This is a genomic window from Pseudomonas sp. P1_F7 (assembly GCF_056405655.1).
In genome coordinates this window covers 53,491-78,064 of the sequence record NZ_JBFUBR010000006.1, presented here as the reverse complement: position 1 = coordinate 78,064, position 24,574 = coordinate 53,491, and the positions used below count along the sequence as shown (strand labels likewise).

Here is a 24,574-nt window from a genome sequence, read left to right as displayed (position 1 = left end):
TCCTAGTTTCGAATCAAGTGGCCGCTGGCCGCGAGTAACTGTCCATCCAGTAAAGCACCTTGCTCGCTGAGGGCCAGACGACCTTCGGCAAACCAGCGTACGGCCATCGGGTAGATCAGGTGTTCCTGAACATGGACTCGCTGCGCCAGACTCTGCGGCGAATCCTGTAACTCTACCGGTATTACAGCCTGTACGACCAGTGGTCCGCCATCGAGTTCCTCGGTGACGAAGTGCACGGAACAGCCATGCTCGGTGTCGCTGGCCTCCAGTGCGCGCTGATGAGTGTGTAACCCTTTGTATTTGGGTAGCAACGACGGATGGATATTGAGCAGGCGACCCTGATAGTGGCGTACGAAGCCAGCGCTGAGAATGCGCATGAATCCGGCCAGTACCACGAGTTCGGGATTGAAGGCGTCGATCAGTTCGATCAGCGCGGCGTCGAAGGCCTCGCGACCTTCGAAAGCCTTGTGATCCAGGGTGCGGGTGTCGATACCCGCGTCCCTGGCACGTTGCAGGCCGTAGGCGTCGGCGCGGTTGGAAATCACCGCAGCGATGCGGGCCGGGCTGTCGCCGGTCCGCGTGCTATCGATCAGGGCCTGCAAGTTACTGCCGGTGCCGGACAACAGCACCACGACATCACAGGTCTTAGGCATCAGTGAGCCTTGAGGTTCTTCAGTTCAACCTGAGCCGCGCCTTCGACAGCGGTGGAGATCTGGCCGATGACCCAAGGCTGCTCGCCCGCTTCGCGCAGAACGTTCAGGGCCGCTTCAACGTGCTCCTGAGCCACGCAGATGACCATGCCCACGCCGCAGTTCAGCACGCGGTGCATTTCGTTCTCGTCAACGTTGCCTTTCTCTTGCAGCCAGTCGAACACTGCAGGACGGTTCCAGCTGGCCACGTCAACCACGGCTTGCGCGCCTTTTGGCAGTACGCGCGGGATGTTGTCCAGCAGGCCGCCACCGGTGATGTGGGCCATGGCTTTGACTGCGCCGGTTTCCTTGATCAGCTTGAGCAGCGGCTTCACGTAGATACGGGTCGGGGCCATCAGCAGGTCGGTCAGCGGCTTGCCGTCGAGCTGGGTGTTCTCGATGTCGGCGCCGGACACTTCGATGATCTTGCGGATCAGCGAGTAGCCGTTGGAGTGCGGGCCGGAAGACGGCAGGGCGAGCAGGGCATCGCCGGCAGCGACTTTGGAGCCGTCGATGATTTCGGATTTTTCCACGACGCCGACGCAGAAACCGGCCAGGTCGTAGTCTTCGCCTTCGTACATGCCCGGCATTTCAGCGGTTTCGCCGCCAACCAGCGAGCAACCCGACAATTCGCAGCCAGCGCCGATGCCGGTCACAACCTGGGCAGCGGTGTCGACGTTCAGTTTGCCGGTGGCATAGTAGTCGAGGAAGAACAGCGGCTCGGCGCCGCACACCACCAGGTCGTTGACGCACATGGCAACCAGGTCGATGCCGATGCTGTCGTGCTTGTTCAGGTTCAGTGCCAGGCGCAGCTTGGTGCCGACGCCGTCAGTACCGGAAACCAGCACAGGCTGCTTGTAGCCGGCCGGGATTTCGCAGAGGGCGCCGAAACCGCCCAGGCCGCCCATGACTTCCGGGCGCGCAGTGCGCTTGGCGACGCTCTTGATGCGTTCGACCAATGCTTCACCGGCGTCGATGTCTACACCGGCGTCCTTGTAGCTCAGGGAGGGTTGCTTGCTCATGATCCAGGCCTTTAGGGGGGGATTTCTGGGTAACGACCGAGTCCGTCGGGAGCGCCGAAACTGCGTAGGCGAGAACCATGCGCGCTATTCGGACACTACCCGGCTGTTGCCGGTCTGCGAAGGCGCGCGATTTTATCAGGCTTGAGCCGCAGCGGCCATCCTCAGGCCGACAGCAGGGCCATATCTGCTCAAAAAAAACCGGTAATGCGCGGTGTCGGTGGCATCCTGCATGGCTGTATAAGGTATCGCGATTAACCGTCTATCGTTATGACAGTGCGAAAACTTACCCGGGACGTGTGAATGTTTTGCGTCGGGCAATGGTCACAGCCTTGCTCGATCGTCTTCATGCGGTCTGTTCCAGCCGCTCTTGTCGTCAGGAATCTTCCATGCGTTTTTGTAAATTCTTGCTTGTGAGTTGTTTATCAGTGGTCAGTCTGGTCAGTCATGCCGAAACCGTCAAAGGCCTTTACCAGGTGCGCGAGCCGGTGAATGGCCAGTCGGCCGAGGAGCGCGATCAGGCGACTCAACGTGCGTTGGACACCTTGGTGTTGCGTCTGACCGGCGACCCCAAGGCCGCTCAAAGTCCGGGGCTGGCGGCAATTCGCAAAGACCCGCAACAGATCATCAGCCAATACGGCTTTGAGGCCGGGCCGCCGGAAGTCCTGAAAGTCGATTTCGATCCGGGCACCACCGAGCAGGCCCTGCGTCGTGCCGGCCTGGCCATGTGGGGGGCCAATCGGCCGTCGGTCCTCGGCTGGTGGTTGAATGATTCCACCGAAGGTTCAAGCCTGGTGGGCGACGGCCAGGCCAGCGCGGCACCGTTGCGTCGGGCTGCCCAGCACCGTGGCTTGCCGTTGCGCTTGCCGTTGGCGGATTTGAATGAGCAGATCGTCGCGACCGCGCCGAATCTGGAGGGCGCAGATCCCGCGCCTTTGCTTGCGGCATCGGAGCGCTACAACGCCGACGCCCTGCTCGCGGTACACGCCAAGGAAGAGGGCGGGCAGTGGCAAGCCAAGTGGCAATTGTGGCTGGGGGATAAAAAAGAGGCCGGCAGTGTGCAGGGCGCCGATCAGGCCGCCGTGGCCGATGCGGTGATGCTGGCGGTCAACGAGCGCCTGGCGCCACGGTTTGTCGCCAAACCCGGTGCGTCGAGCGAGCAATTGCTGGAAGTGCAAGGCATGAATCTTGAGCACTACGCGTCACTCGGGCGTTTGCTGGAGCCGTTTGGCGGGCGTGTGCAAAGTGTTGACGGCGACCGGATTCTCTATCGAGTCAATGGCAGCGCCGAACAACTGCGTGCACAACTGTCGCTGGCGCGGTTGCAGGAAACGCCGACGGGGCAAGCGCCGGCTCCGGCCGTGCCGGTTCAGCCTGCCGCTGGTGGTACGGTGCCTGCCCCAGCACTGGCCCCGACACCGCAACTGCGTTTTCGCTGGTAGTTTTTCTTTCTCTATATAGAAGCAATGGAGTGGTTCATGGCCGATACGCGGCGTTGGTTCTGGCTCGGTGGGGTGGTCCTGCTTTGTGCGTTTGTCTGGTTGTTGCATCCGATCCTGACGCCGTTCCTGGTGGCACTGCTGTTGGCCTACCTGTTTGACCCGCTGGTGGATCGACTGGAGAGAGCGGGTCTGTCTCGAACCTGGGGTGTCGTGGCGGTGTTTACCCTGTTTACATTGATCTTCACCGCGCTGCTGTTGGTATTGGTACCGCTGCTCGCCAGGCAGTTGTTTCGTCTGTATGAGCTGGCGCCGCAGATGCTCGACTGGCTACAGCACACGGCGTTGCCTTGGGCGCAGTCGAAGTTCGGCCTGTCGGAAGGTTTCTGGAAGTTCGACAAGCTAAAGGCCGCCATCAGCGAACATATGAGTCAGACAACTGATGTTGTCGGCGTGGTGCTGAGTCATGCCACGGCCTCGGGGCTGGCGTTGATCGGCTGGCTGGCGAATCTGGTGCTGATTCCGGTGGTGAGCTTCTACCTGTTGCGGGATTGGGATCTGATGATGGCCAAGGTCCGGGGCCTTCTGCCCCGTGATCGTGAAGCGCGCGCGGTATCGCTGGCAGGTGAATGCCATGAAGTGCTCGGAGCGTTCGTGCGCGGACAGTTGCTGGTAATGGTGGCCTTGGGTGTGATCTACGCGGCAGGCCTGATGCTCGTCGGGTTGGAATTGGGCTTGCTGATTGGCCTGATTGCCGGTTTGGCAGCGATCGTGCCATACATGGGGTTTATCATCGGCATTGGCGCGGCGCTGCTTGCGGGGCTGTTCCAGTTCGGTGGTGATCTTTACCCGATGCTCGGCATTGTCGCGGTGTTCATGGTCGGCCAGGCGCTGGAGGGTATGGTGCTGACGCCGTTGCTGGTCGGTGACCGGATTGGCCTGCACCCGGTGGCGGTGATTTTCTCGATTCTGGCCGGTGGTGAGCTGTTTGGCTTTACCGGTGTGCTACTGGCATTGCCGGTCGCGGCGGTGATCATGGTGCTGGTGCGCCATGTGCATGATTTGTATAAGGATTCTGAAATCTACGGGAGCGTCGACGAGCCTGAGTGTTAAGGGGCGTCGATGGGTGATGGCGGGTTGCCCGGGTTCGTGCCGGGTCGACCGGCTTGCATCGCGCAACTGTCACATGCACCGCCAAAGAAACTGTCACAAATCCGGTGCATTAACGCAAACCTTTGATTTTGCTTGTGGTCTGTCGCATTGTGCGGCCCGGCTCACGGGTATAAACTTCGCAAACTTTACATAGAGGCCACTAACGGTTCCTTTGGAACTGTTCAGTCAGCATGAAACCGATTCAGCTGCCCCTAGGTGTGCGTCTGCGTGACGACGCCACCTTTATCAACTACTACCCAGGCGCCAATGCCGCTGCACTCGGCTATGTCGAGCGGCTGTGCGAAGCCGACGCCGGCTGGACCGAAAGCCTGATCTACCTTTGGGGCAAGGACGGGGTAGGGCGTACGCACCTGTTGCAGGCCGCCTGCCTACGCTTTGAGCAATTGGGCGAGCCGGCGGTGTACCTGCCGTTGGCCGAACTGCTCGATCGCGGCATTGAAATCCTCGACAACCTGGAACAGTACGAACTGGTCTGCCTGGATGATTTGCAAGTGGTTGCCGGGCGAGCGGACTGGGAAGAGGCGCTGTTCCATCTGTTCAATCGCTTGCGCGACAGCGGCCGTCGGTTACTGATTGCCGCGTCGACATCCCCTCGTGAGTTGCCGGTGAAGCTGGCGGATCTCAAATCCCGCCTGACCCTGGCCTTGATCTTTCAGATGCGCCCGCTGTCCGATGAGGACAAATTGCGCGCCCTGCAATTGCGCGCATCCCGTCGCGGGCTACACCTGACCGACGAAGTCGGGCATTTTATTTTGACTCGCGGTACCCGCAGCATGAGTGCGCTGTTCGAGCTGCTCGAGCGTCTCGATCAGGCCTCCCTCCAGGCTCAGCGAAAGCTGACAATCCCGTTTTTGAAAGAAACCCTCGGCTGGTAAGCCAGCTGAAACCGGGGCTTTTAGTGGGATTCGGCATACTTCATGCGTCAGAAAGCCCGCTTTCCTGCACGGTTGCAGGCTGCGTGTATGTTTAAAATGGGCTTAAGCGCTTAGATGTAAACGAGAAACGGATAAGTCACAAAAAGATCGATTGAATTTGCAAATGAGGAAGATAGCGGGCATAGTCTCGGCTTCTTTACAACTTTCAGCCACGGTCGTGCCCATGCTAAATCGCTTCGCACCCCTCGTGCCTCTCGCACTCGTTACCCTGTTGTTCGGTTGCGCTGCCCACACCCCGGTGTCCCAGCAAGCCTCGCAACAACAGATTCAAAACTCCGTTACTGCCCAGTCTTCCGCTCTCTTTCAGGAAGAGCTGGCTACCGAAAAAGAACTCGCAGACTTCGCTGGCGGCAAGTCCTACCAGCTTCCGGTCCTGGCCGACAGCATCCTCGAACGTGGCATGTCCCTGATCGGTACCCGTTACCGTTTCGGCGGTACTTCTGAAGCCGGCTTCGATTGCAGTGGTTTCATCGGTTACCTGTTCCGCGAAGAAGCGGGCATGAACCTGCCACGCTCCACCCGCGAAATGATCAACGTGGACGCTCCGCTGGTCTCGCGCAGCAAGCTTGAGCCTGGCGACCTGCTGTTCTTCGCAACCAACGGCCGTCGCGGTCGTGTCAGTCACGCCGGGATCTACCTGGGTGACAACCAGTTCATTCACTCCAGCAGCCGCCGTAGCGGTGGTGTGCGGATCGATAGCCTGGGTGACAGCTACTGGAACAAGACCTTCATCGAAGCCAAGCGCGCCCTGGCGATGGCACCTAACGCGTCGCCAATCGTCACGGCACGTAAGTAAGCGGACAATTTGTAAGGCGAACTTAAAGTCTTACTTGAAGTTTGTCGCGTAGCCGCTAAAATCTTGATCTACGAATGATGGCAAACCGCCTGCGTCCCACGCAGGCGGTTTTCTTTTCTGCGCTCCCCGCAGAAAAAGCCGCAGCCAGATCAGGATGCTCTGCTTATGACGACGTCGGCCCGCCTCGCAATCATGTTCTTCGCAGCGCTGCTCAGTGCCTGCGCCAGCCGCACACCGCCACCAGCGCCGGTGGTTCGCGCTCCCATCGTATTTGGCTCCTCACAAGCTTTTTCGCCCGAGGCTGAAGACGTGCTGTTTCGCGCGCTTGGCCTGGTGGGTACACCTTATCGCTGGGGTGGCAACACGCCGGATTCCGGGTTTGATTGCAGCGGTTTGATCGCTTACGTGTACCGCGATGTCGCCGGCATTGCCTTGCCGCGCACCACTCGCGAGATGATCTCCATGCAAGCGGCGAATGTGGGCAAGGAAGGTCTGCAAACCGGTGACCTGATTTTCTTCGCCACCAATGGCGGCTCCCAGGTCAGTCATGCCGGCATCTACGTGGGAGAAGGGCGCTTCGTCCACGCGCCGGCCACCGGCGGCACCGTGAAGCTCGACAGCTTGTCCAAGGCCTATTGGCAAAAGGCTTATCTGAGCGCAAAACGTGTTCTGCAGCCTGAACATTTGGCGCGCAATCCGTAACTTCCGGAGCTGCTGGTCATGACTGCTCGCACGCTTAATCTTGACGACGCCCTGTACCAATACCTGCTCGATGTTTCTCTGCGTGAAACGCCATTGCTCAAGCGCTTGCGCGATGAGACCCAGGCGCTGCCGATGGCGCGTTGGCAGGTGGCGCCGGAACAGGGGCAGTTTCTCACTTTGCTGGTGAAACTGACCGGGGCCAGGCGCTTGCTCGAAGTCGGCACTTTCACCGGTTACAGCGCCCTCTGCATGGCGTCGGCATTACCGGCGGACGGTTCGCTGATTTGCTGTGATATCCCCGGCGACTACAACGCCATCGCGCGGCGGTACTGGCAGGAAGCGGGGCTCGCCGGGCGGATTGACCTGCGACTGGCTCCGGCACTGGAAACCCTCGCCGAGCTTGAGCGACAAGGGCAGGGCGAGCAGTTCGACCTGGTGTTCATCGATGCCGACAAGGCCAACTACCCGGCTTATCTGGAACACGCCCTGGGATTGCTGCGGGTCGGTGGGCTGGCGGTGTTCGATAACACCTTGTGGAGCGGGCGCGTGCTTGAGACCAGTCCCGAGAGCGCAGACACCCGGGCGATCCAGGCACTCAACCTGGCGTTGAAGGACGATGTGCGGGTGGATCTGTCGTTGTTGCCGTTGGGTGATGGGCTCACACTCTGTCGCAAACGCTGAACCCTGTGGGAATATGTTGGCAGTTAGAGTTTATTTTACTGCCGAAACCCGCCACACCTTGTTCCCCACATCATCGGCCACCAACAAGTCACCCTGCCGGTCGATCACCACGCCCACCGGGCGGCCCATGGCTTGTTCCTTGTCGTTGAGAAAACCTGTGAGCACTTCAACGGGCTTTCCGACAGGTTTGCCTGCGCTGAACGGTACGAAAATCACTTTGTAGCCACTGTGGGGGTTGCGGTTCCATGAGCCGTGCTGCCCGATGAATGCCCCTTGGGTGAAGGGCGGCGGCAGCTTGCTGTTTTCGGCGAAGGTCAGGCCCAGTGATGCCGTGTGCGGGCCGACGGCGTAGTCCGGGGCGATAGCCTTGGCCACCAGGTTCGGGTTTTGCGGCTCGACGCGAATATCGACATGCTGGCCGAAGTAACTGTACGGCCAGCCATAGAATGCGCCGTCCTTCACCGAAGTGATGTAGTCCGGTACCAGGTCACTGCCGATTTCATCCCGTTCGTTGACCGCGGTCCACAGCGCGCCACTGTGCGGTTCCCAGGCCATGCCGTTGGGGTTGCGCAGGCCGGAGGCGAAGATCCGCTGTTGGCCGGTGGCGCGATCCACTTCCCAGATCGCCGCGCGACCTTCTTCCTTGTCCATGCCGTTTTCGGCGACGTTGCTGTTGGAACCCACGGAGACGTAGAGCTTGCTGCCGTCCTTGCTGGCGATGACGTTTTTGGTCCAGTGGTGGTTCAGCGGGCCGCCCGGCAGGTCGACCACTTTCACTGGCGGTGACTTGATCTGTGTATCGCCACTTTCATAGTGGAAGCGCAGCAGGCGATCAGTATCGGCCACATACAGGTCATTGCCGACCAGGGTCATGCCGAAGGGCGAATTGAGGTTTTGCAGAAACACCGTGCGGGTTTCCGCGACGCCGTCGTGGTCCTTGTCGCGCAGCAAGGTGATGCGGTTGGCGCTGGGCACCCTGGCTCCGGCACGGCCCATGACTTTCTTCATCACCCAGCCGCGAATGCCTTTACCGTCTTCGGGTTTGGGTGGCGCGGCGGTTTCCGCCACCAGTACGTCGCCATTGGGCAGCACATAAAGCCAGCGCGGGTGATCCAGGTCTTCGGCAAAAGCGGCCACTTGAGTGCCCGTGGCGGCGACGGGTTTCGCACCCTGCGGCCAGCCGATGGCCGGGGCGATGTTCACGGTCGGAACCAGTGTCTTGTTCGGTTCTGGTAGCTGAGGTGACGGGCCGGTGCCGTCGGAGACTTGCAGGCGGGAGGTCTCGCCACAAGCGGCGAGCCCTCCGCAGAGCGCGATAACGAGAACGAGCGGGGGAGTGCGCATGCTGGTCTTCCCTATAAATGCCTTGTTCTAATCATAGAGAAGGGTTGTCGTCCGATGGTTCAACCCTCAGCCACGTGCTTCCTTGAACAGCACCGCAATACCAGGGTGATAGTTGCCGGCTTCGTTGCGCAACTTGCGATAGGCGTAGGGGAAATACCAGGCGACCGCGCAGGTGTGTTCCTTTTGCAGGTCGTCGACCATGTCCTGGAGTTCCTCCGGCGTGGCGCCGTGCTGGGCTTTTTGCGGGGCGACGAACAGGCAGCCGATTTTCAGGTCGCTGGCATGGCTCACGCGCTTCGCGTCGCTGGCGATATCGAGCAGGGCCTGGGTCAGGTTGAGGCTGTTGACCCGTGGCCAGCGCTGGCTGGTCTGGATGTAGGCGCGGGTTTCGGGCGAGGCGAGGAACAGGTCGGCGCGACTGTTGCGTTCCCCCTCTTCGGTCTGTTTGCGGGTTGGCGTCTGTTGCAGCGTGACCATCTCGGCCATCCAGGCGGCGGCAGACAGCAGTCCGATATTGGCCTTTTCGTCGTGCCAGTACGGTGTGTCGCCATCACCGCGGACGGCGTTGTAACGGTCGATGCATTCGAACCAGCGCTCGAGCACCGGGCGCAGGAATTCCAGCTTTGGATTGCTGATGATCATGCCTTGCATGGGCTCATCCTTGTTGTTGTGTTGTGAGGTTGTGGCTCTTTGATATCATTGCTGGGAGCGTGGCACAAGATTGACGTCAGTTTATTGATTGATGGCAGTTATTCGGTCGATGGCCTCCCGGCTTTAATTGACGCTCCACCCCCAACCCTCTAACCTTCGCGGCTTGTTTCAGGTGCTCTGTGGCTTGTGTCGACAGAGTGAAACAGGGAAGCCGGTGAGTGAGTCCTTCTGTTGGTCGGAGGCCCGCAATTCCGGCGCTGCCCCCGCAACGGTAAATGAGTGAAAACTGTGTGTGATGCCACTGTGTCGAATCGATGCGGGAAGGCGCACAGTCTGGCCCTGCGCCACTCATGAGCCCGGAGACCGGCCTGATTCATCCAGCGGCATCACGGTGGGCGATGCCAGGCTTTTTGCCTTCTATTCTTGTGCCTGCCCGCCGTTATTCCTGCCTCAACGGAGAGCTCCCCCATGACTGATACCCCCGATCGTGACGAACGCCACCTGGCGCGCATGCAGCGCAAAAAAGCCGTGATCGACGAGCGCATCGCCAATTCCCCGAACGAGTGTGGCCTGCTGCTGGTGCTGACCGGCAATGGCAAGGGCAAGAGCAGTTCGGCCTTCGGCATGCTCGCCCGCGCCATGGGGCACGGCATGCAGTGCGGCGTGGTGCAGTTCATCAAGGGCCGCAACAGCACGGGCGAAGAGCTGTTCTTCCGGCGCTTTCCCGAGCAGGTGCGTTTTCATGTGATGGGCGAAGGCTTTACCTGGGAAACCCAGGACCGCCAGCGCGACATCGCCGCCGCCGAAGCCGCCTGGGCGGTGTCGCGGGAATTGTTGCGCGATCCGTCCATCGGTCTGGTGGTACTGGATGAGCTGAACATCGCCCTCAAGCACGGCTACCTCGATCTCGATCAGGTGCTCAGCGACTTGCAGGCCCGGCCACCGATGCAACACGTGGTGGTCACCGGTCGTGCCGCGAAGCCGGAAATGATCGAGATGGCTGACACCGTCACCGAAATGGGCGTGATCAAACACGCCTTTCAGGCCGGGATCAAAGCGCAGAAAGGCGTCGAATTGTGAGTCAGCCTCGGCACTGTCCGGCGGTACTGATTGCCGCGCCGGCTTCCGGCCAGGGCAAGACCACCGTCACCGCGGCGCTGGCCCGATTGCATCGCAATCAGGGGCGCAAGGTCCGTGTGTTCAAGTGCGGCCCCGACTTTCTCGATCCGATGATCCTCGAACGCGCCAGCGGTGCGCCGGTGTATCAGCTGGACATGTGGATGGTCGGTGAGCAGGAGAGTCGCCGGTTGCTGTGGGAAGCCGCCGCTGAAGCCGACCTGATCCTGATCGAAGGCGTCATGGGGTTGTTCGACGGTACGCCGTCGAGCGCCGATCTGGCGCGGCATTTCGGTGTGCCGGTGCTGGGTGTGATCGATGGCACCGCCATGGCCCAGACCTTCGGCGCATTGGCCCTGGGGCTGGCGCGTTATCAGCCGGACTTGCCGTTCGCCGGCGTACTGGCCAATCGTGTCGGCACGCTGCGCCACGCGCAACTGCTCGAAGGCAGCCTGACTGAAGGTTTGCGCTGGTACGGCGCGCTGTCCCGGGAAACCGGGATCGAATTGCCGAGCCGGCACCTGGGGCTGGTACAGGCCAGTGAGTTGAACGATCTCGACCTGCGTCTCGATGCGGCAGCCGATGCCCTGGCCAGCAGTTGCGAGGTCGCGCTGCCTCCGGCGGTCGAGTTCGCCGCCCCTGATGTCATCGCAGCCGAACCGCTGCTGGCCGGTGTGCGCATTGCCGTCGCCCGCGATGAAGCTTTTGCGTTCACCTACGGTGCGAGCCTGGATTTGCTGCGGGCGATGGGCGCCGAGTTGTCGTTCTTCTCGCCGATCCGCGACCGTGCGTTGCCGGAGGCCGACAGCCTGTATCTGCCGGGTGGTTACCCGGAGCTGCACCATGTCGCGCTGGCGCAAAACACCGCGATGCTCGACGCGATCCGCGCCCACCACCGGGCAGGCAAACCGTTGCTCGCCGAGTGTGGCGGCATGCTGTATCTGCTCGATTCCCTGACCGATGTCGAGGGCACTCGCGCCGAACTGGTTGGCTTGCTGGCCGGGGATGCGGTCATGCAAAAGCGTCTGGCAGCGCTGGCATTGCAAGCGGTGGAACTGCCGGAAGGTTCGCTGCGCGGGCACACCTATCACCATTCGCTGACCACCACTGAACTGGCGCCGATTGCCCGAGGCGTGAGCCCGAATGGCGGGCGCGGAGCGGAGGCGGTTTACCGTGAAGGGCGAATGACCGCCTCGTATGTGCACTTTTATTTTCCGTCGAACCCCTCGGCGATTGCCGCGTTGTTTGCGCCGGACCAAAACCCTGTGGGAGCGAGCCTGCTCGCGAAGCGGCCATGACGGACAACGCATTCTCCGAAGCCGAACGCGCAGCGGTCTATCGCGCCATCGCCGAACGCCGCGACATGCGCCACTTCAGTGGCGGCACCGTCGAGCCCGAATTGCTGCGGCGCCTGCTCGAGGCCGCACATCAGGCACCGAGTGTCGGCCTGATGCAGCCTTGGCGCTTCATCCGCATCAGTGTTCGCGCCTTGCGTGGGCAAATCCAGGCCCTGGTGGAAGAAGAACGCGTCCGCACCGCCGAAGCCCTCGGCGAGCGTAGCGATGAATTCATGAAGCTCAAGGTGGAAGGCATCAGCGATTGCGCCGAGGTACTGGTCGCCGCACTGATGGACGACCGCGAGCAGCATATTTTCGGCCGCCGCACCATACCGGAAATGGACATGGCCTCATTGTCCTGTGCCATCCAGAACCTGTGGCTGGCGTCCCGCGCCGAAGGGCTGGGCATGGGCTGGGTGTCGCTGTTCGAACCCCAGGCACTGGCGGACCTGTTGAGGCTGCCACCGGGAGCCAAACCTCTGGCGGTGTTGTGCCTGGGGCCGGTCAAGGAGTTCTACCCGGCGCCGATGCTGGTGCTCGAAGGCTGGGCGCAGGCGCGTCCGCTACATGAATTGCTGTATGAAAATTATTGGGGAGTGAGTCAATGAGTGTGGCGTTGTTGAGTGTCGCCGCGGTTGCGCTGGATGCGCTGCTGGGTGAACCCAAACGCTGGCATCCGCTGGTGGCGTTCGGCCGTTTTGCCGAACGCATCGAGCAACGATTCAACGGCGGTGGTCGCGGCTGGCGCAGCCATGGCGTCACCGCGTGGGTGATCGCCGTGTTGCCGCTGGTGCTGTTGATCACGGCATTCTCCTGGGCGCCTTATGTCGGCTGGATCGTCGAGATTCTCGCGCTCTATTGCGCCCTCGGCATGCGCAGCCTCGGTGAGCACGTCACGCCTGTGGCCAAGGCCTTGCGCAGCGATGATCTTGATGAAGCACGTAAACGCGTGAGTTATCTGGTCAGCCGTAAAACCAGTGATCTGGATAAAACCGAAGTCGCCCGCGCCGCTACCGAGTCGGTACTGGAAAACGGCAGCGATGCGGTATTCGCGGCGTTGTTCTGGTTTGCCGTGGCGGGCGCGCCGGGCGTGGTGCTCTACCGCCTGAGCAATACGCTGGATGCGATGTGGGGCTATCGCAATGAGCGCTTCGAACGGTTCGGCTGGGCGGCAGCGAAGGTCGACGATGTGCTCAATTACATTCCTGCGCGCCTGGTGGCACTGACTTACGCGCTGCTGGGCAAAACCCGGCTGGCGTTGAAATGCTGGCGTACCCAGGGCCCGACCTGGGACAGCCCGAACGCCGGCCCGGTGATGGCGGCAGGGGCGGGTGCCCTTGGCGTCGAATTGGGCGGGGCGGCGATTTATCACGGCGAACTGCATCAGCGTCCGCAGTTGGGCGAAGGTGTGTCGGCGGATGCCGACTCCATTGACCGGGGCTGGCAACTGGTCCAGCGCGGGGTATGGTTATGGCTGCTGATTCTCTGCCTGGGGGCCGAATTTTATGCTTGAGCACGGTGGGCGATTGCGTAAGGCCGCGCTCGAATACGGCATAGATGAAGCTGACTGGCTGGATCTGTCCACGGGCCTCGCGCCCTGGCCGTTCCCGGTGCCGGATATTCCGCTGCGGGCCTGGGCCCGTTTGCCGGAGGCGGACGACGGTCTGGAGCAAGCCGCCTGTGATTACTACGGCGCCTTGCAGGCATTGCCGGTGGCCGGCTCGCAAATGGCGATTCAACTGCTGCCGCGATTGCGTCGGGCGGGCAAGGTCGGCGTGCTGTCGCCGTGTTATGCCGAGCACGCCGAAGCATGGCGTCGCAACGGCTACATCGTGCGTGAAGTGCTGGAGCAGGAAGTCGACTTCTTTATCGACAGTTTCGACGTGCTGGTGGTGGTCAATCCGAATAACCCCACAGGCCTGAGCCTGACGCCCAGTCGCCTGCTCGACTGGCACGCGCGACTGGCCCAGCGCGGTGGCTGGCTGGTGGTGGACGAAGCGTTCATGGATAACACCCCGCAACTGAGCCTGGCGCCGTTTGCCCATCAAGTCGGGTTGATCGTCTTGCGCTCCTTCGGCAAGTTTTTTGGCCTGGCCGGTGTGCGCCTGGGTTTTGTGCTGGCCGAGCGCAAGTTGCTCAAGTTGCTCGCTGAACAAGTGGGGCCGTGGGCTGTGAGCGGGGCAACCCGGGTAGTGGGCCAGGCCTGCCTGCGCGATACAGCGGGGCAGACGCGGCAGCGGGTGCGCGCCGAAGAAGCCAGCGAGCGCCTGGCGTCGTTGCTGGAGCAACACGGCTTCGAGCCCCAGGGCGGCTGTGCGCTGTTCCAGTGGCTGATCACCGAGCGCGCCGAAGAACTGCATGAGTTCATGGCCCGGTGCGGCATTCTCCTGCGGTTGTTCACGCACAACAGCAGCCTGCGATTCGGCTTGCCCGGTGACGAAATCGCCTGGGTACGACTGGCGCAGGCGTTCGACGATTTCGCCAAGGAAAACCAATGACCACGCTGATGGTGCAGGGCACCACATCGGATGCCGGTAAAAGCACGCTGGTGACTGCGTTGTGCCGTTGGGCCACGCGCCAGGGCGTCAGGGTGGTGCCGTTCAAGCCGCAGAACATGGCACTCAACAGTGCGGTGACCGCCGACGGCGGCGAGATTGGCCGTGCCCAAGCGGTACAGGCGCAGGCCGCGCACCTTGAACCGCACACCGACATGAATCCGGTGTTGCTCAAGCCCAACAGTGACACCGGTGCCCAGGTGATCATCCATGGCCGCGCCGTCACCACCATGAATGCCGTCGCCTATCACGACTACAAAACCATCGCCATGCAAGCAGTGCTGGCCTCCCACGAGCGCTTGAGCGCGGCGTACCCGCTGGTGATGGTCGAAGGCGCAGGCTCGCCGGCGGAAATCAATCTGCGCGCCGGCGACATCGCCAATATGGGCTTCGCCGAAGCGGTGGATTGCCCGGTGGTGCTGATCGCCGATATCAATCGCGGCGGAGTATTTGCCCATCTGGTGGGCACCCTCGAACTGCTGTCGCCGAGCGAGCAGGCACGGGTGAAAGGCTTCGTCATCAATCGTTTTCGTGGCGACATCGCGTTGCTGCAACCCGGTCTCGACTGGCTCGAAGAGCGCACCGGCAAACCGGTGATCGGCGTGCTGCCGTACGTGATGGACCTGCACCTGGAGGCCGAGGACGGCATCGATCAGCGTCAGACCGACAAGGCTGAGCAAGTGCTGAGAGTGCTGGTGCCGGTGCTGCCGCGCATCAGCAATCACACCGATTTCGATCCGCTGCGCCTGCATCCGCAAGTGGACCTGCAATTCATCGGCCCCGGCCAGGCGATTCCGCCTGCCGACCTGATCATTCTTCCTGGCTCGAAAAGTGTGCGCAGCGACCTCGCGTACCTGCGGGCCAGCGGCTGGGAAACCGCCATCGCCCGGCATCTGCGTTACGGCGGGAAACTGCTGGGGATTTGTGGCGGCCTGCAGATGCTCGGTGAGCAGGTGCATGACCCGCTGGGCCTTGAAGGGGCGCCGGGTTCCAGTGCCGGTTTGGGGCTGCTGGCGTTCCAGACTCTGCTCGAACAAGAGAAGCAGTTGCGCAATGTGCGTGGTCGCCTGGCGCTGGAAGATGCGCCGGTGGCGGGTTATGAAATTCATGCCGGCGTGACCACCGGACCGGCGCTGGAAAATGCCGCCGTGCAACTGGATGACGGCCGCTGTGATGGTGCGCAGAGTGTTGACGGGCAGATTTTCGGCACCTATTTGCACGGGCTGTTCGAATCACCAGCGGCGTGCAGTGCGCTGTTGCGCTGGGCCGGATTACAGGATGTGCAGACTGTGGATTACCACGCCTTGCGCGAGCGTGATATCGAGCGGCTGGCGGATCTGGTGGAGAAGCATTTGGATACTTCTCTACTGCGTCAGCTCTGTGGGTTCTGAGGTGGCTGTTGCGGCCCCATCGTCGGAACGCCGCCCGGAGCAAGCTCGCTCCCACAGGTTACGAGGTGTATTCAAAATTTATGTTCAGCCTGGATCAATTGTGGGAGCGAGCTTGCTCGCGATGAGGGCCGTCGCCTCCCCGAAGATTTTAAGGAATAAGCAATGCTCCAACTGATCCTCGGCGGCGCCCGCTCCGGCAAGAGTCGCCTGGCTGAAAAACTCGCCATCGACAGCGCCCTGGCCGTGACCTACATCGCCACCAGCCAGCCACTGGATGGAGAAATGAGCGAACGGGTGGCCCATCACCGCGCCCGTCGTCCTGCCGAATGGGCATTGATCGAAGAGCCTGTGCAGCTGGCCCGGGTGCTGCGTGAAACCGCCCGTGTCGACCGTTGCCTGCTGGTGGATTGCCTGACCCTGTGGCTGACCAATCTGCTGATGCTCGACGATGCCGAGCGCTTGCAAACCGAGCGTGATGCCCTGCTGGACTGCCTGGCGTCACTGCCGGGTGAAATCATTTTTGTCAGCAACGAGACCGGAATGGGTGTCGTGCCGCTGGGCGAATTGACTCGCCGCTATGTCGATGAAGCCGGTTGGCTGCATCAAGCTCTGGCTGAGCGTTGTCAGCGCGTTGTCCTGACCGTCGCCGGCCTGCCCCTGACTCTGAAAGGAACTGCGTTATGACTCAATCCTGGTGGCTGAACCCCTGCAAGCCGGTCGATACCCAAGCGGTCGAACAGGCGCAGGCGCGGCAACAGCAACTGACCAAACCGGCCGGCTCCCTCGGTCAGCTGGAAGCGGTGGCGGTGCAACTGGCGGGATTGCAGGGGCGGGTCAAGCCGAGTCTGGAGCAGGTGTGGATCGCGATTTTTGCCGGTGACCATGGCGTGGTCGCCGAGGGCGTGTCGGCGTTTCCCCAGGAAGTCACCGGGCAGATGCTGCACAACTTCGTCAGCGGTGGTGCAGCGATCAGCGTATTGGCGCGGCAACTGGGCGCTTCCCTTGAGGTGGTGGACCTTGGCACGGTGACGCCGTCGCTGAACCTGCCGAGTGTACGGCACCTGAATGTCGGCCCGGGCACGGCGAATTTTGTACAGGGCCCGGCCATGACCGAGGCCCAGGGGCAACTCGCCTTGCAGGCCGGTCGTGACAGCGTGCAGCGGGCAATTGCCAGCGGTGCGCAGTTGTTTATCGGTGGCGAAATGGGCATCGGCAACACCACCGCTGCCAGCGCCCTGGCGTGCGCGCTGCTCGATTGCCCGGTGGTGCATTTGACCGGGCCTGGCACCGGGCTCAACGCCGAAGGTGTCAGCCACAAAGCCCAAGTGATCGAGCGCGCCCTGGCATTGCATGGCGCGCAGCGTGGCGATGCCTTGCAGACCCTGTTCAACCTCGGCGGTTTTGAGATTGCTGCGCTGGTCGGTGCCTATCTCGCCTGTGCCCAGGAGGGTGTCGCGGTGTTGGTGGACGGCTTCATTTGCAGCGTCGCAGCGCTGGTCGCGGTGCGCTTGAATCCTGAATGTCGTGAATGGCTGTTGTTCGGGCATCGAGGCGCCGAGCCGGGGCACCGTCATGTGCTGGAAACCCTGAATGCGCAACCGTTGCTCGATCTTGGTCTGCGGCTTGGCGAAGGCAGTGGCGCGGCATTGGCTGTGCCGCTGCTGCGTCTGGCTTGCGACCTGCACGGGCAGATGGCGACCTTCGCCGAAGCCGCCGTGGCAGATCGCCCGGTATGACCTTGCGCCTGGACCTGTTGCGTCACGGTGAAACCGAATTCGGCGGTGGGTTGCGCGGCAGTATCGATGACGCGTTGACCGATTTGGGCTGGGCGCAGATGCGCGCCGCCGTGGTCGGGCAAGGGCCGTGGGATCGGCTGGTCAGTTCACCGTTGCAGCGTTGTGCGCGGTTTGCCGAGGAACTCGGTGCGCAATCGGGTGTGCCGGTGCAATTGGAAAAAGACCTGCAAGAGTTGCATTTCGGCACCTGGGAAGGGCAGAGCGCGGCGGCGTTGATGGAAACTGACGCGCAGGCGCTGGGTTTGTTCTGGGCCGATCCTTATTCGTTTACACCGCCTCAGGGCGAGCCGGTGGCTGACTTTTCGGCACGGGTGCTGGCAGCAGTAGAGCGTTTGCATGCGAGCTTTGCCGGTGAGCGCATTTTGCTGATCAGCCATGGCGGTGTGATGCGTTTGTTGCTGGCACAAGCGCGCGGGCTGCCGCGGGAGCAACTGCTCAACGTTGAGGTCGGGCACGGCGCGCTGTTTTCGCTGACGGTGGATCCTGCGGGCTTGTTGAAGGAAGTGCTCTGACCATGCTGCCATTCTGGATCGCCCTGCAATTTCTCAGCAGCCTGCCGATTCGCCTGCCCGGTATGCCTGAGCCCCGGGAACTGGGGCGGTCGCTGCTGTTTTATCCGCTGGTGGGATTGCTGTTTGGCGCGATTCTGTGGGCAGTCAACTGGCTGTTGCTCGGCACGCCGACCTTGTTGCATGCGGCGCTGTTGCTGAGCCTTTGGGTGCTGCTCAGCGGCGGCTTGCATCTGGATGGCCTGGCGGACAGCGCTGATGCCTGGCTTGGTGGTTTTGGCGACCGTGAGCGCACGCTGACCATCATGAAAGATCCGCGCAGCGGGCCGATCGCCGTGGTGACGCTGGTGCTGGTGTTGTTGCTTAAGTTCACCGCGCTGCTGGCGTTGATCGAGCAGCAACATTCGCTTGCTTTGATTATCGTGCCGTTGATAGGTCGTAGCGCGTTGCTTGGCTTGTTCCTGACCACGCCCTATGTGCGCGCCGGTGGCCTGGGCCAGGCGCTGGCCGATCACCTTCCGCGTTCGGCGGGCAAGCAGGTGTTGGCAGTCAGCGCGCTGGCCTGTGTGTTGATCGCCGGTTTGAGTGGTGTGTTGGCGGTGCTGCTGGCCGCTCTTGGATTTGCCTGGTTGCGGCAGGTGATGCTGCGGCGGCTCGGTGGAACGACGGGCGATACGGCAGGGGCAATGCTGGAGTTGCTGGAAGTTGCAGTGCTGGTAGGCTTGGCGCTGGCCTGATTGGGTTGCATTGATTTTTCCGGCCTCATCGCGAGCAAGCTCGCTCCCACATTGGAACGCGATCAACTGTGGGAGCGAGCTTGCTCCGGGCGGCGTTCCGACGATGGCGATTTACCAAGCGCCGCCCAGTCACAGAACAAAACCCATGTAACTTGATTTAACCGACTCGCGGGTATATACACGCACCATGCTCGATTCCCAATGTTTATGCATCAACCTGCGTCGCGCCGCCCGTGGCGTCAGCAGGCATTACGACGGCGCTCTCGACGGCTTCGGGATCAACGTTGCGCAGTATTCTTTGCTGTGTAACCTGCAGCGTCTGGATCAGCCGAGCATCTCGACCCTGGCCGAGGCCATGGGTCTGGATCGCAGCACCCTGGGGCGCAATTTGCGGGTGCTGGAGGGTGACGGCCTGGTGTCGCTGGTCGAGGGTGAGGACATGCGCAACCGCATCGTAATGCTGACCGAGGCCGGGGCAGAGCGCCTGAAGGCTGCCTTGCCGGCCTGGGAAGCCGCGCAGCAGCGTTTGATCGATCGCTTGGGCGCCGAGAAGCGCGAAACCTTATTGAAGCTGCTGGACGAACTGGCATGATGCCGGTTTTTTCGATTTTAAGCGGGTATATACCCGTTACTGGAGAATAACAATGACATCGATGTGGCGTACATGCGGTTGGGTGCTATTGGGGAGTGCGCTGATCCTTGCGTTGTCTCTGGGTGTTCGACATGGCTTCGGGCTGTTTCTGGCGCCGATGAGCGCCGAGTTCGGCTGGGGCCGTGAAGTCTTTGCCTTCGCCATCGCCTTGCAGAACCTGATCTGGGGCCTCGCTCAGCCATTCACTGGCGCACTGGCCGACCGCTTCGGCGCGGCGAAAGTGGTGCTGATCGGTGGTGTCCTGTACGCGGCCGGGCTGATTTGCATGGGGCTCTCCGACTCGGCGGTGACGTTGTCCCTGAGCGCCGGTCTGCTGATCGGCATCGGACTGTCCGGTACGTCGTTCTCGGTGATTCTGGGGGTGGTCGGCCGTGCAGTACCGCCGGAAAAACGCAGTATGGGCATGGGGATCGCCAGTGCTGCCGGCTCGTTCGGCCAGTTCGCGATGTTGCCCGGCACACTCGGTTTGATCGGATGGCTTGGCTGGTCCGCGGCGCTGCTGGCGCTGGGCTTGCTGGTGGCATTGATCGTGCCGCTGGTGACCATGCTCAAGGACAAACCGCTGCCCGTTCTGGGCCACGAACAGACCCTTGGCGAAGCGCTGCGCGAAGCCTGCTCCCATTCCGGATTCTGGCTGCTGGCATTCGGCTTTTTTGTGTGCGGATTCCAGGTGGTGTTCATCGGTGTGCATTTGCCGGCCTATCTGGTGGATCAACACCTTCCGGCGACGGTCGGCACCACGGTGCTGGCGCTGATCGGCCTGTTCAACATTTTCGGCACCTATACCGCTGGATGGCTCGGCGGGCGCATGTCCAAGCCGCGTTTGCTCACTGGTTTGTACTTGCTGCGGGCGGTGGTCATTGCGTTGTTCCTGTGGGCGCCGGTGACGACCACCACGGCTTACCTGTTCGGCATGGCCATGGGCTTCCTGTGGCTGTCGACGGTGCCGTTGACCAACGGCACGGTGGCGACCTTGTTTGGTGTGCGAAACCTGTCCATGCTCGGCGGGATTGTTTTCCTGTTTCACCAGCTCGGTTCGTTCCTGGGCGGCTGGTTGGGTGGCGTGGTGTACGACCGTACCGGTAGCTATGACTTGATCTGGCAGGTCGCGATTCTCTTGAGCCTGTTGGCCGCCGCCCTGAACTGGCCGGTGCGTGAACGGCCGGTGGCGCGCCTGCAAACACAAATGAGTGCGACATGAACAGTCTCTGGCCTCGTATCACGATTTTCGCTGTCTGCGCCTTGCTGCTTGCCCTGACGTGGTGGGGCTGGCATCAGGGCGGGCTGGCGCTTTTGCAGTTGGGCATGGGGACTTGCTAGCGCGATAGTGGGGCGGTAACGTCGAACCCTGACGACTCTTCTCAAGGGTGTTCCCCACATGCTGATGCGCTGGCTTGCAGTTCCCGCGTTACTGGTCGCGTTTACCGGGTTGGCTCACGCGGCGGATTGCCCGGATCTTTTGCAAGGCTCGTTGCCCAAGTTGCATGCCAAGGAATCCATCGATTTGTGCCAGCGCTTCGCTGGTAAGCCGTTGGTGGTGGTCAATACCGCAAGCTTCTGTGGCTTTGCTCCGCAGTTCAAAGGCCTTGAGGCGCTGAACCAGCGCTTCAAGGATCAAGGGCTGGAGGTGATTGGCGTTCCGTCCAATGACTTCAAGCAGGAGTCAAAGGATGGCGCCGAGACCGCCAAGGTCTGCTACGTCAACTATGGCGTAACCTTCACCATGACCGAGCCGCAAAAGGTTCGGGGCGACGATGCGACGCATTTGTTCAAAGTCCTGGCCAGTCAAACCAGCGCACCAAAGTGGAATTTCTACAAGTATGTGGTGGATCGCCAAGGCAATGTGATCGCCAGTTTCTCCAGCCTGACCAAGCCGGATGATCCCGAGTTCATCGCCTCGGTGGAAAAAGCCCTGGCTTCGCCACCGCTCGTTTCGACCCCCTGATCGCCCTCTGATCGACGCCCACTAAAAAGCCCCGCCTCTGTGAAGAGCGCGGGGCTTTTTTGATTCGGATGGCGAGCGGTTCAGGCTCGCCGGGAATCATCAGAAGCGGTAGGTCGCACCGAGACCGAAACCGTTCGCGTAGTTTTCATACTCGGCGTTGTAGCTCTGGCCACGGTTGTTGCTGTTGTTGACCTTGACCGACTCTTCGCGCAGGTACGAATACGCCAGGTCGATGGTCAGGTCGTCGGTCGGGCTCCAGCCGGCACCCACGCTGAAAATCTTGCGATCGCCAGTCGGGATGCGTGGGGAACGGTTGACGTTGTTGGTCGGTGCCTGGTCAACGGACAGACCGGTACGCAGTACCCATTGCTTGTTCAACTGGTAGGACGCGCCAATGGCGTGAGCCCAGGTGTCGTGCCAGTTCTGTTCTTCGGTGATGGTGCCGAACTGGCCGTTCAGAACGGCTGGAACGCCTTTGTTTTCAACGGTGATTTCTTTCAGACGGCTCCAGCGGGTCCAGGTGCTGCCTGCGTAAAGAGTCCACTTGTCGTCGAGCTGGTGAGTGACCGAGAAGTCCACCGATTCAGGTGTGGTCAGGTCCAGCGAAGCGTCGTACTTCTGGTTTGGGTTCTGGCCGATCAGGCCCAGCACGTTGTAGTTGACCTTGGTGTTGCCTTCGAGCTTGTACTTCACTTTCGAGTGGTAGGTCAGGCCGACGCGAGTGCTGTCGGTGGCTTGAACCAGCACGCCGATGTTGTAGCCCAGCGCGGTGTCGTCACCTGTGATCTTGACCTTGCCGTCTGGCGCGGCCTGGGTGATCGACAGGTTCGATTCCAGGGTGCCGTCAACGCGGTTGATGGTCGGGCCAAAACCGATGGAAACCTTGTCGTTGAAGGCGTAGCTGACAGTCGGTTGCAGGGTGACGATTTTAACTTCGCTCTTGCTACCGAAGTAACGACCGGCAAAGCCGTTTTCGTAGTCGGTTACCAGACCGAATGGTGCGTACACGCCCACACCGAAGGCCCACTTGTCATCGATTGGCTTGACGTAGTAACCCATAGGCACGGCGATCAACGGTACCATGTCGCCTTTGTTGGTGCCGCTGTTCGGGCTGGAGCTTGCGTGGCTGATGTCAGTGTGTGCGTCGATCATCGCAACACCGCCGGTGACTTGTTCGCGCTTGATGCGGGACATGCCGGCAGGGTTGCCAAAAATTGTACTTGCGTCATCGGCAGAGGAAGATCGCCCGGCAAAACCCGTACCCATCCCGCTGATGCTTTGTTCGTTAACGGCAAAGCCACTCGCGAAGATCTGGGTGGATGCCAAGGCAACGGCGAGGCTAAGGGTGGTTTTGAGCATTACTTTTTTCATTATTAGAACTCCTGGTGATCACCGGGGCGAAAATTACCAACATTTTCGTCCCGGCGCCATAGGCTGTATGCCTTGATTTAGAGCGGTTTTGTAGGACAATCCGACCAGAATCGCGACGTGTTGCGCGATCTTTGGATTCAGAGGGATCAGCAGGCTACCTGATTCAGGGGTGAAACACAGGTTTGCCAGGCGCAGGTGAAATCACGCAGACGCCCTTGGGGTTGAAAGGTCTGGCGCCAGATTCTGGCCATACCCAACAAATCATCCGGGGCGGGGAGGGGGGTATTCTGTTCTTCCACCAGCAGCCAGGCGATGGCTGTGGCGTAACGCAGGTTGACGGTCAATTCGAGGTGCGGGCCACTCAGAAACGCATGTTGGCTGGCCAGGCCGCGGACCAGGCTTGCACGCTCCGGATCAAGGGCCAGGTAATGGTCCCAAAGAGCCTGGTGGCGGGGCTCGGCGATGCGGTACAGGCCGTGCCCACGGCGGTCATGCAGGGCGGAACCAAGGGCGGACTGGCTAGCGGCAATGCCCAGCAGCAGGGATTCGGCAGTAGCGCTATGGCGTCCGAGGTAGATCAAGGTCGGACGAATCACATAACGGCACAGTTCGCTGGCAGCGATACCCATAAAACCCTCGAAACCTGAATTGGACGGCGATACCTGAAGGGGGGGGCTTGGCAGCAGTGAATCGACTCAGGCTCGCCGCAAGCGGGTCAAGCCGCTTGAGTTGAAGTGTAGTGTCATATTCGCGCTGTAAAGGCCTGTTTTTAAAATATTTCCAGCGACCAGTTATAACCGTTATATCGGATCGTGCTTAGCCGTGGTTCAAGGAAAGGGAAACATCGGGCAATAAAAAGCCCTGCTTTTCGGGCAGGGCTTTCGGGTTTTCAGCCTTTCTGGCGTTTCAGGCAACCAGTGCCTGACGGGTACGCTCGATCACGGCCTGCAGCGGCTCGGCGCTGGAGTATTGATCGGGGTACAGGCGTTCGCTGTGACGAGCGATGCCGTGTTCGTTGACCAGAGTGAAGCTGAAGCAGCCTTTGCGAGCGGCCATGATCAGGCAGTTCATTGGTGCAAAAGCGTTGGTTAGGGTGCGAATGGCATCCTGTGCATGGATTTGAGTAGACATTAATGGTGTTCCTACAAATGACACGGATAAGAACCGTGCAACGTTAAAACGTTCCAGTAACGTCGATCACCATTGACCGAACGAAGAACCCGACTGGAACAAAGCAGCCAGTTGAAGCGCTATATGTTTGCGCGCTTGGGCCGGCAGGTAGGTACTTAGGAGGGCAGGCAACACATCGAGGGCAAAGGTTCTGGGCCCGGGGTGAAGATCCTGATCAATTTGCAGGTTGGTTCGAGCAGAGTAAGCAGGCGGAGCAACACCCTTTGCTTTCGATTCAAAGGTTGTGTTGGCGCAAGATTTACCTGGAAACCATCGAGGTGGTCGGTCCCGCTTGTTCGGTGGAGGCTTCCGTCGGGAAGGCTGACCGGGGGGATTTGTTCGACCAGAATTGACTTTCAGCTTGGTACTAACGCCGCGGATACTAACGGATTGAACTGGACAAGGGAAGTGTGTTAGCGAAAAGAGTTTCCTGGCGGGTGCCAGATCGGGCTGTTTTTACCCTGTAGAGGTGTGCATAAAGGTGCGCTGCTTGCGATTGATACGCCCTATAGCAGAACAAAATCCGACCATCGGTCATCGAGGTTTGTAGCAACGCAGCCGTCTAA

General features: G+C 60.9%; 27 protein-coding genes and 1 riboswitch. Of the genes, 20 read left to right on the top strand and 7 right to left on the bottom strand.

From position 1 onward, the window contains the following. Positions 1–2: 2 nt before the first annotated feature. Positions 3–653 (bottom strand): phosphoribosylglycinamide formyltransferase, encoded by a 651-nt coding sequence (purN, locus tag AC1D1M_RS11405; protein ID WP_477775711.1) that lies wholly within the window; start codon positions 651–653, stop codon positions 3–5. Continuing rightward, positions 653–1,711 (bottom strand): phosphoribosylformylglycinamidine cyclo-ligase, encoded by a 1,059-nt coding sequence (purM, locus tag AC1D1M_RS11400; RefSeq protein ID WP_477775710.1) that lies wholly within the window; start codon positions 1,709–1,711, stop codon positions 653–655. The genes purN and purM overlap by 1 nt, the downstream gene beginning before the upstream one ends. Before the next feature lie 386 nt (positions 1,712–2,097). Here purM and AC1D1M_RS11395 point away from each other — a divergent pair, with 386 nt between their 5' ends. From AC1D1M_RS11395 to AC1D1M_RS11370, 6 genes are all read left to right on the top strand, one after another. After that, positions 2,098–3,150, top strand: a complete 1,053-nt coding sequence (locus tag AC1D1M_RS11395; RefSeq protein ID WP_477775709.1) for a DUF2066 domain-containing protein — start codon at positions 2,098–2,100, stop codon at positions 3,148–3,150. A gap of 36 nt (positions 3,151–3,186) precedes the next feature. Beyond that, entirely contained in the window at positions 3,187–4,260 is a 1,074-nt protein-coding gene (locus AC1D1M_RS11390) for an AI-2E family transporter (protein WP_477775708.1), read from the top strand. A gap of 230 nt (positions 4,261–4,490) precedes the next feature. Continuing rightward, positions 4,491–5,195: a DnaA regulatory inactivator Hda gene (hda, locus tag AC1D1M_RS11385; protein WP_007984552.1), complete on the top strand. Its 705-nt coding sequence runs from the start codon at positions 4,491–4,493 to the stop codon at positions 5,193–5,195. A 223-nt stretch (positions 5,196–5,418) separates the two neighbouring features. Continuing rightward, the gene (locus AC1D1M_RS11380; RefSeq protein WP_477775707.1) at positions 5,419–6,051 is read left to right on the top strand and encodes a C40 family peptidase; all 633 of its coding nucleotides are present in this window, start codon (positions 5,419–5,421) and stop codon (positions 6,049–6,051) included. 165 nt (positions 6,052–6,216) lie between these two features. Beyond that, entirely contained in the window at positions 6,217–6,753 is a 537-nt protein-coding gene (locus tag AC1D1M_RS11375) for a C40 family peptidase (RefSeq protein ID WP_223447824.1), read from the top strand. An 18-nt stretch (positions 6,754–6,771) separates the two neighbouring features. After that, positions 6,772–7,434 carry a class I SAM-dependent methyltransferase gene (locus AC1D1M_RS11370; RefSeq protein ID WP_477775706.1) on the top strand — a complete coding sequence of 221 codons (663 nt, stop codon included), beginning with the start codon at positions 6,772–6,774 and terminating at the stop codon, positions 7,432–7,434. Between the two features lie 30 nt (positions 7,435–7,464). Here AC1D1M_RS11370 and AC1D1M_RS11365 read toward each other — a convergent pair whose 3' ends face one another. Together AC1D1M_RS11365 and AC1D1M_RS11360 are read right to left on the bottom strand one after the other, a co-directional pair. Then, on the bottom strand, positions 7,465–8,778 hold the full coding sequence (locus AC1D1M_RS11365; protein ID WP_477775705.1) for a PQQ-dependent sugar dehydrogenase: 1,314 nt from the start codon (positions 8,776–8,778) through the stop codon (positions 7,465–7,467). A 66-nt stretch (positions 8,779–8,844) separates the two neighbouring features. After that, entirely contained in the window at positions 8,845–9,429 is a 585-nt protein-coding gene (locus AC1D1M_RS11360) for a hypothetical protein (protein ID WP_477775704.1), read from the bottom strand. Between the two features lie 153 nt (positions 9,430–9,582). After that, positions 9,583–9,815: riboswitch (cobalamin riboswitch) on the top strand. An 82-nt stretch (positions 9,816–9,897) separates the two neighbouring features. Between AC1D1M_RS11360 and cobO the strand changes: the two genes are divergently transcribed. From cobO to AC1D1M_RS11290, 14 genes are all read left to right on the top strand, one after another. Beyond that, entirely contained in the window at positions 9,898–10,509 is a 612-nt protein-coding gene (gene cobO / locus AC1D1M_RS11355) for a cob(I)yrinic acid a,c-diamide adenosyltransferase (protein WP_008049722.1), read from the top strand. After that, positions 10,506–11,843 carry a cobyrinate a,c-diamide synthase gene (locus AC1D1M_RS11350; protein ID WP_477775703.1) on the top strand — a complete coding sequence of 446 codons (1,338 nt, stop codon included), beginning with the start codon at positions 10,506–10,508 and terminating at the stop codon, positions 11,841–11,843. Before cobO ends, AC1D1M_RS11350 begins: the two co-directional genes overlap by 4 nt. Continuing rightward, positions 11,840–12,490, top strand: a complete 651-nt coding sequence (gene bluB / locus AC1D1M_RS11345; RefSeq protein ID WP_477775702.1) for a 5,6-dimethylbenzimidazole synthase — start codon at positions 11,840–11,842, stop codon at positions 12,488–12,490. The genes AC1D1M_RS11350 and bluB overlap by 4 nt, the downstream gene beginning before the upstream one ends. Beyond that, positions 12,487–13,395: an adenosylcobinamide-phosphate synthase CbiB gene (gene cbiB, locus AC1D1M_RS11340; protein WP_477775701.1), complete on the top strand. Its 909-nt coding sequence runs from the start codon at positions 12,487–12,489 to the stop codon at positions 13,393–13,395. Before bluB ends, cbiB begins: the two co-directional genes overlap by 4 nt. Further along, the gene (cobD, locus tag AC1D1M_RS11335; RefSeq protein WP_477775700.1) at positions 13,388–14,380 is read left to right on the top strand and encodes a threonine-phosphate decarboxylase CobD; all 993 of its coding nucleotides are present in this window, start codon (positions 13,388–13,390) and stop codon (positions 14,378–14,380) included. The genes cbiB and cobD overlap by 8 nt, the downstream gene beginning before the upstream one ends. Beyond that, positions 14,377–15,828 (top strand): cobyric acid synthase, encoded by a 1,452-nt coding sequence (locus AC1D1M_RS11330; protein ID WP_477775699.1) that lies wholly within the window; start codon positions 14,377–14,379, stop codon positions 15,826–15,828. The genes cobD and AC1D1M_RS11330 overlap by 4 nt, the downstream gene beginning before the upstream one ends. Positions 15,829–15,990: 162 nt before the next feature. Beyond that, positions 15,991–16,512 (top strand): bifunctional adenosylcobinamide kinase/adenosylcobinamide-phosphate guanylyltransferase, encoded by a 522-nt coding sequence (cobU, locus tag AC1D1M_RS11325; RefSeq protein ID WP_477775698.1) that lies wholly within the window; start codon positions 15,991–15,993, stop codon positions 16,510–16,512. Further along, positions 16,509–17,564: a nicotinate-nucleotide--dimethylbenzimidazole phosphoribosyltransferase gene (cobT, locus tag AC1D1M_RS11320; protein WP_477775697.1), complete on the top strand. Its 1,056-nt coding sequence runs from the start codon at positions 16,509–16,511 to the stop codon at positions 17,562–17,564. The genes cobU and cobT overlap by 4 nt, the downstream gene beginning before the upstream one ends. Next, positions 17,561–18,136 (top strand): alpha-ribazole phosphatase family protein, encoded by a 576-nt coding sequence (cobC, locus tag AC1D1M_RS11315; protein ID WP_477775696.1) that lies wholly within the window; start codon positions 17,561–17,563, stop codon positions 18,134–18,136. Before cobT ends, cobC begins: the two co-directional genes overlap by 4 nt. A gap of 2 nt (positions 18,137–18,138) precedes the next feature. After that, positions 18,139–18,870: an adenosylcobinamide-GDP ribazoletransferase gene (locus AC1D1M_RS11310; RefSeq protein WP_477775695.1), complete on the top strand. Its 732-nt coding sequence runs from the start codon at positions 18,139–18,141 to the stop codon at positions 18,868–18,870. A 187-nt stretch (positions 18,871–19,057) separates the two neighbouring features. Next, positions 19,058–19,462, top strand: coding sequence for a MarR family winged helix-turn-helix transcriptional regulator (locus tag AC1D1M_RS11305; RefSeq protein ID WP_477775694.1), 405 nt, complete (start codon positions 19,058–19,060; stop codon positions 19,460–19,462). 52 nt (positions 19,463–19,514) lie between these two features. Beyond that, positions 19,515–20,723 carry an MFS transporter gene (locus AC1D1M_RS11300; RefSeq protein WP_477775693.1) on the top strand — a complete coding sequence of 403 codons (1,209 nt, stop codon included), beginning with the start codon at positions 19,515–19,517 and terminating at the stop codon, positions 20,721–20,723. Continuing rightward, on the top strand, positions 20,720–20,842 hold the full coding sequence (locus AC1D1M_RS11295) for a hypothetical protein (protein WP_256357327.1): 123 nt from the start codon (positions 20,720–20,722) through the stop codon (positions 20,840–20,842). The genes AC1D1M_RS11300 and AC1D1M_RS11295 overlap by 4 nt, the downstream gene beginning before the upstream one ends. A gap of 58 nt (positions 20,843–20,900) precedes the next feature. Beyond that, a complete protein-coding gene (locus AC1D1M_RS11290) occupies positions 20,901–21,467 on the top strand; it encodes a glutathione peroxidase (RefSeq protein WP_477775692.1) in 567 nt (188 codons plus the stop codon). Between the two features lie 99 nt (positions 21,468–21,566). Here the strand turns inward: AC1D1M_RS11290 and AC1D1M_RS11285 are convergent, their stop codons facing one another. The 3 genes from AC1D1M_RS11285 to AC1D1M_RS11275 form a co-directional block, all read right to left on the bottom strand. After that, on the bottom strand, positions 21,567–22,838 hold the full coding sequence (locus AC1D1M_RS11285) for an OmpP1/FadL family transporter (protein ID WP_477775691.1): 1,272 nt from the start codon (positions 22,836–22,838) through the stop codon (positions 21,567–21,569). 146 nt (positions 22,839–22,984) lie between these two features. Then, a complete protein-coding gene (locus AC1D1M_RS11280) occupies positions 22,985–23,467 on the bottom strand; it encodes a hypothetical protein (RefSeq protein WP_007984504.1) in 483 nt (160 codons plus the stop codon). Between the two features lie 277 nt (positions 23,468–23,744). Beyond that, entirely contained in the window at positions 23,745–23,969 is a 225-nt protein-coding gene (locus AC1D1M_RS11275; protein WP_003204606.1) for a hypothetical protein, read from the bottom strand. Positions 23,970–24,574: the final 605 nt, after the last annotated feature.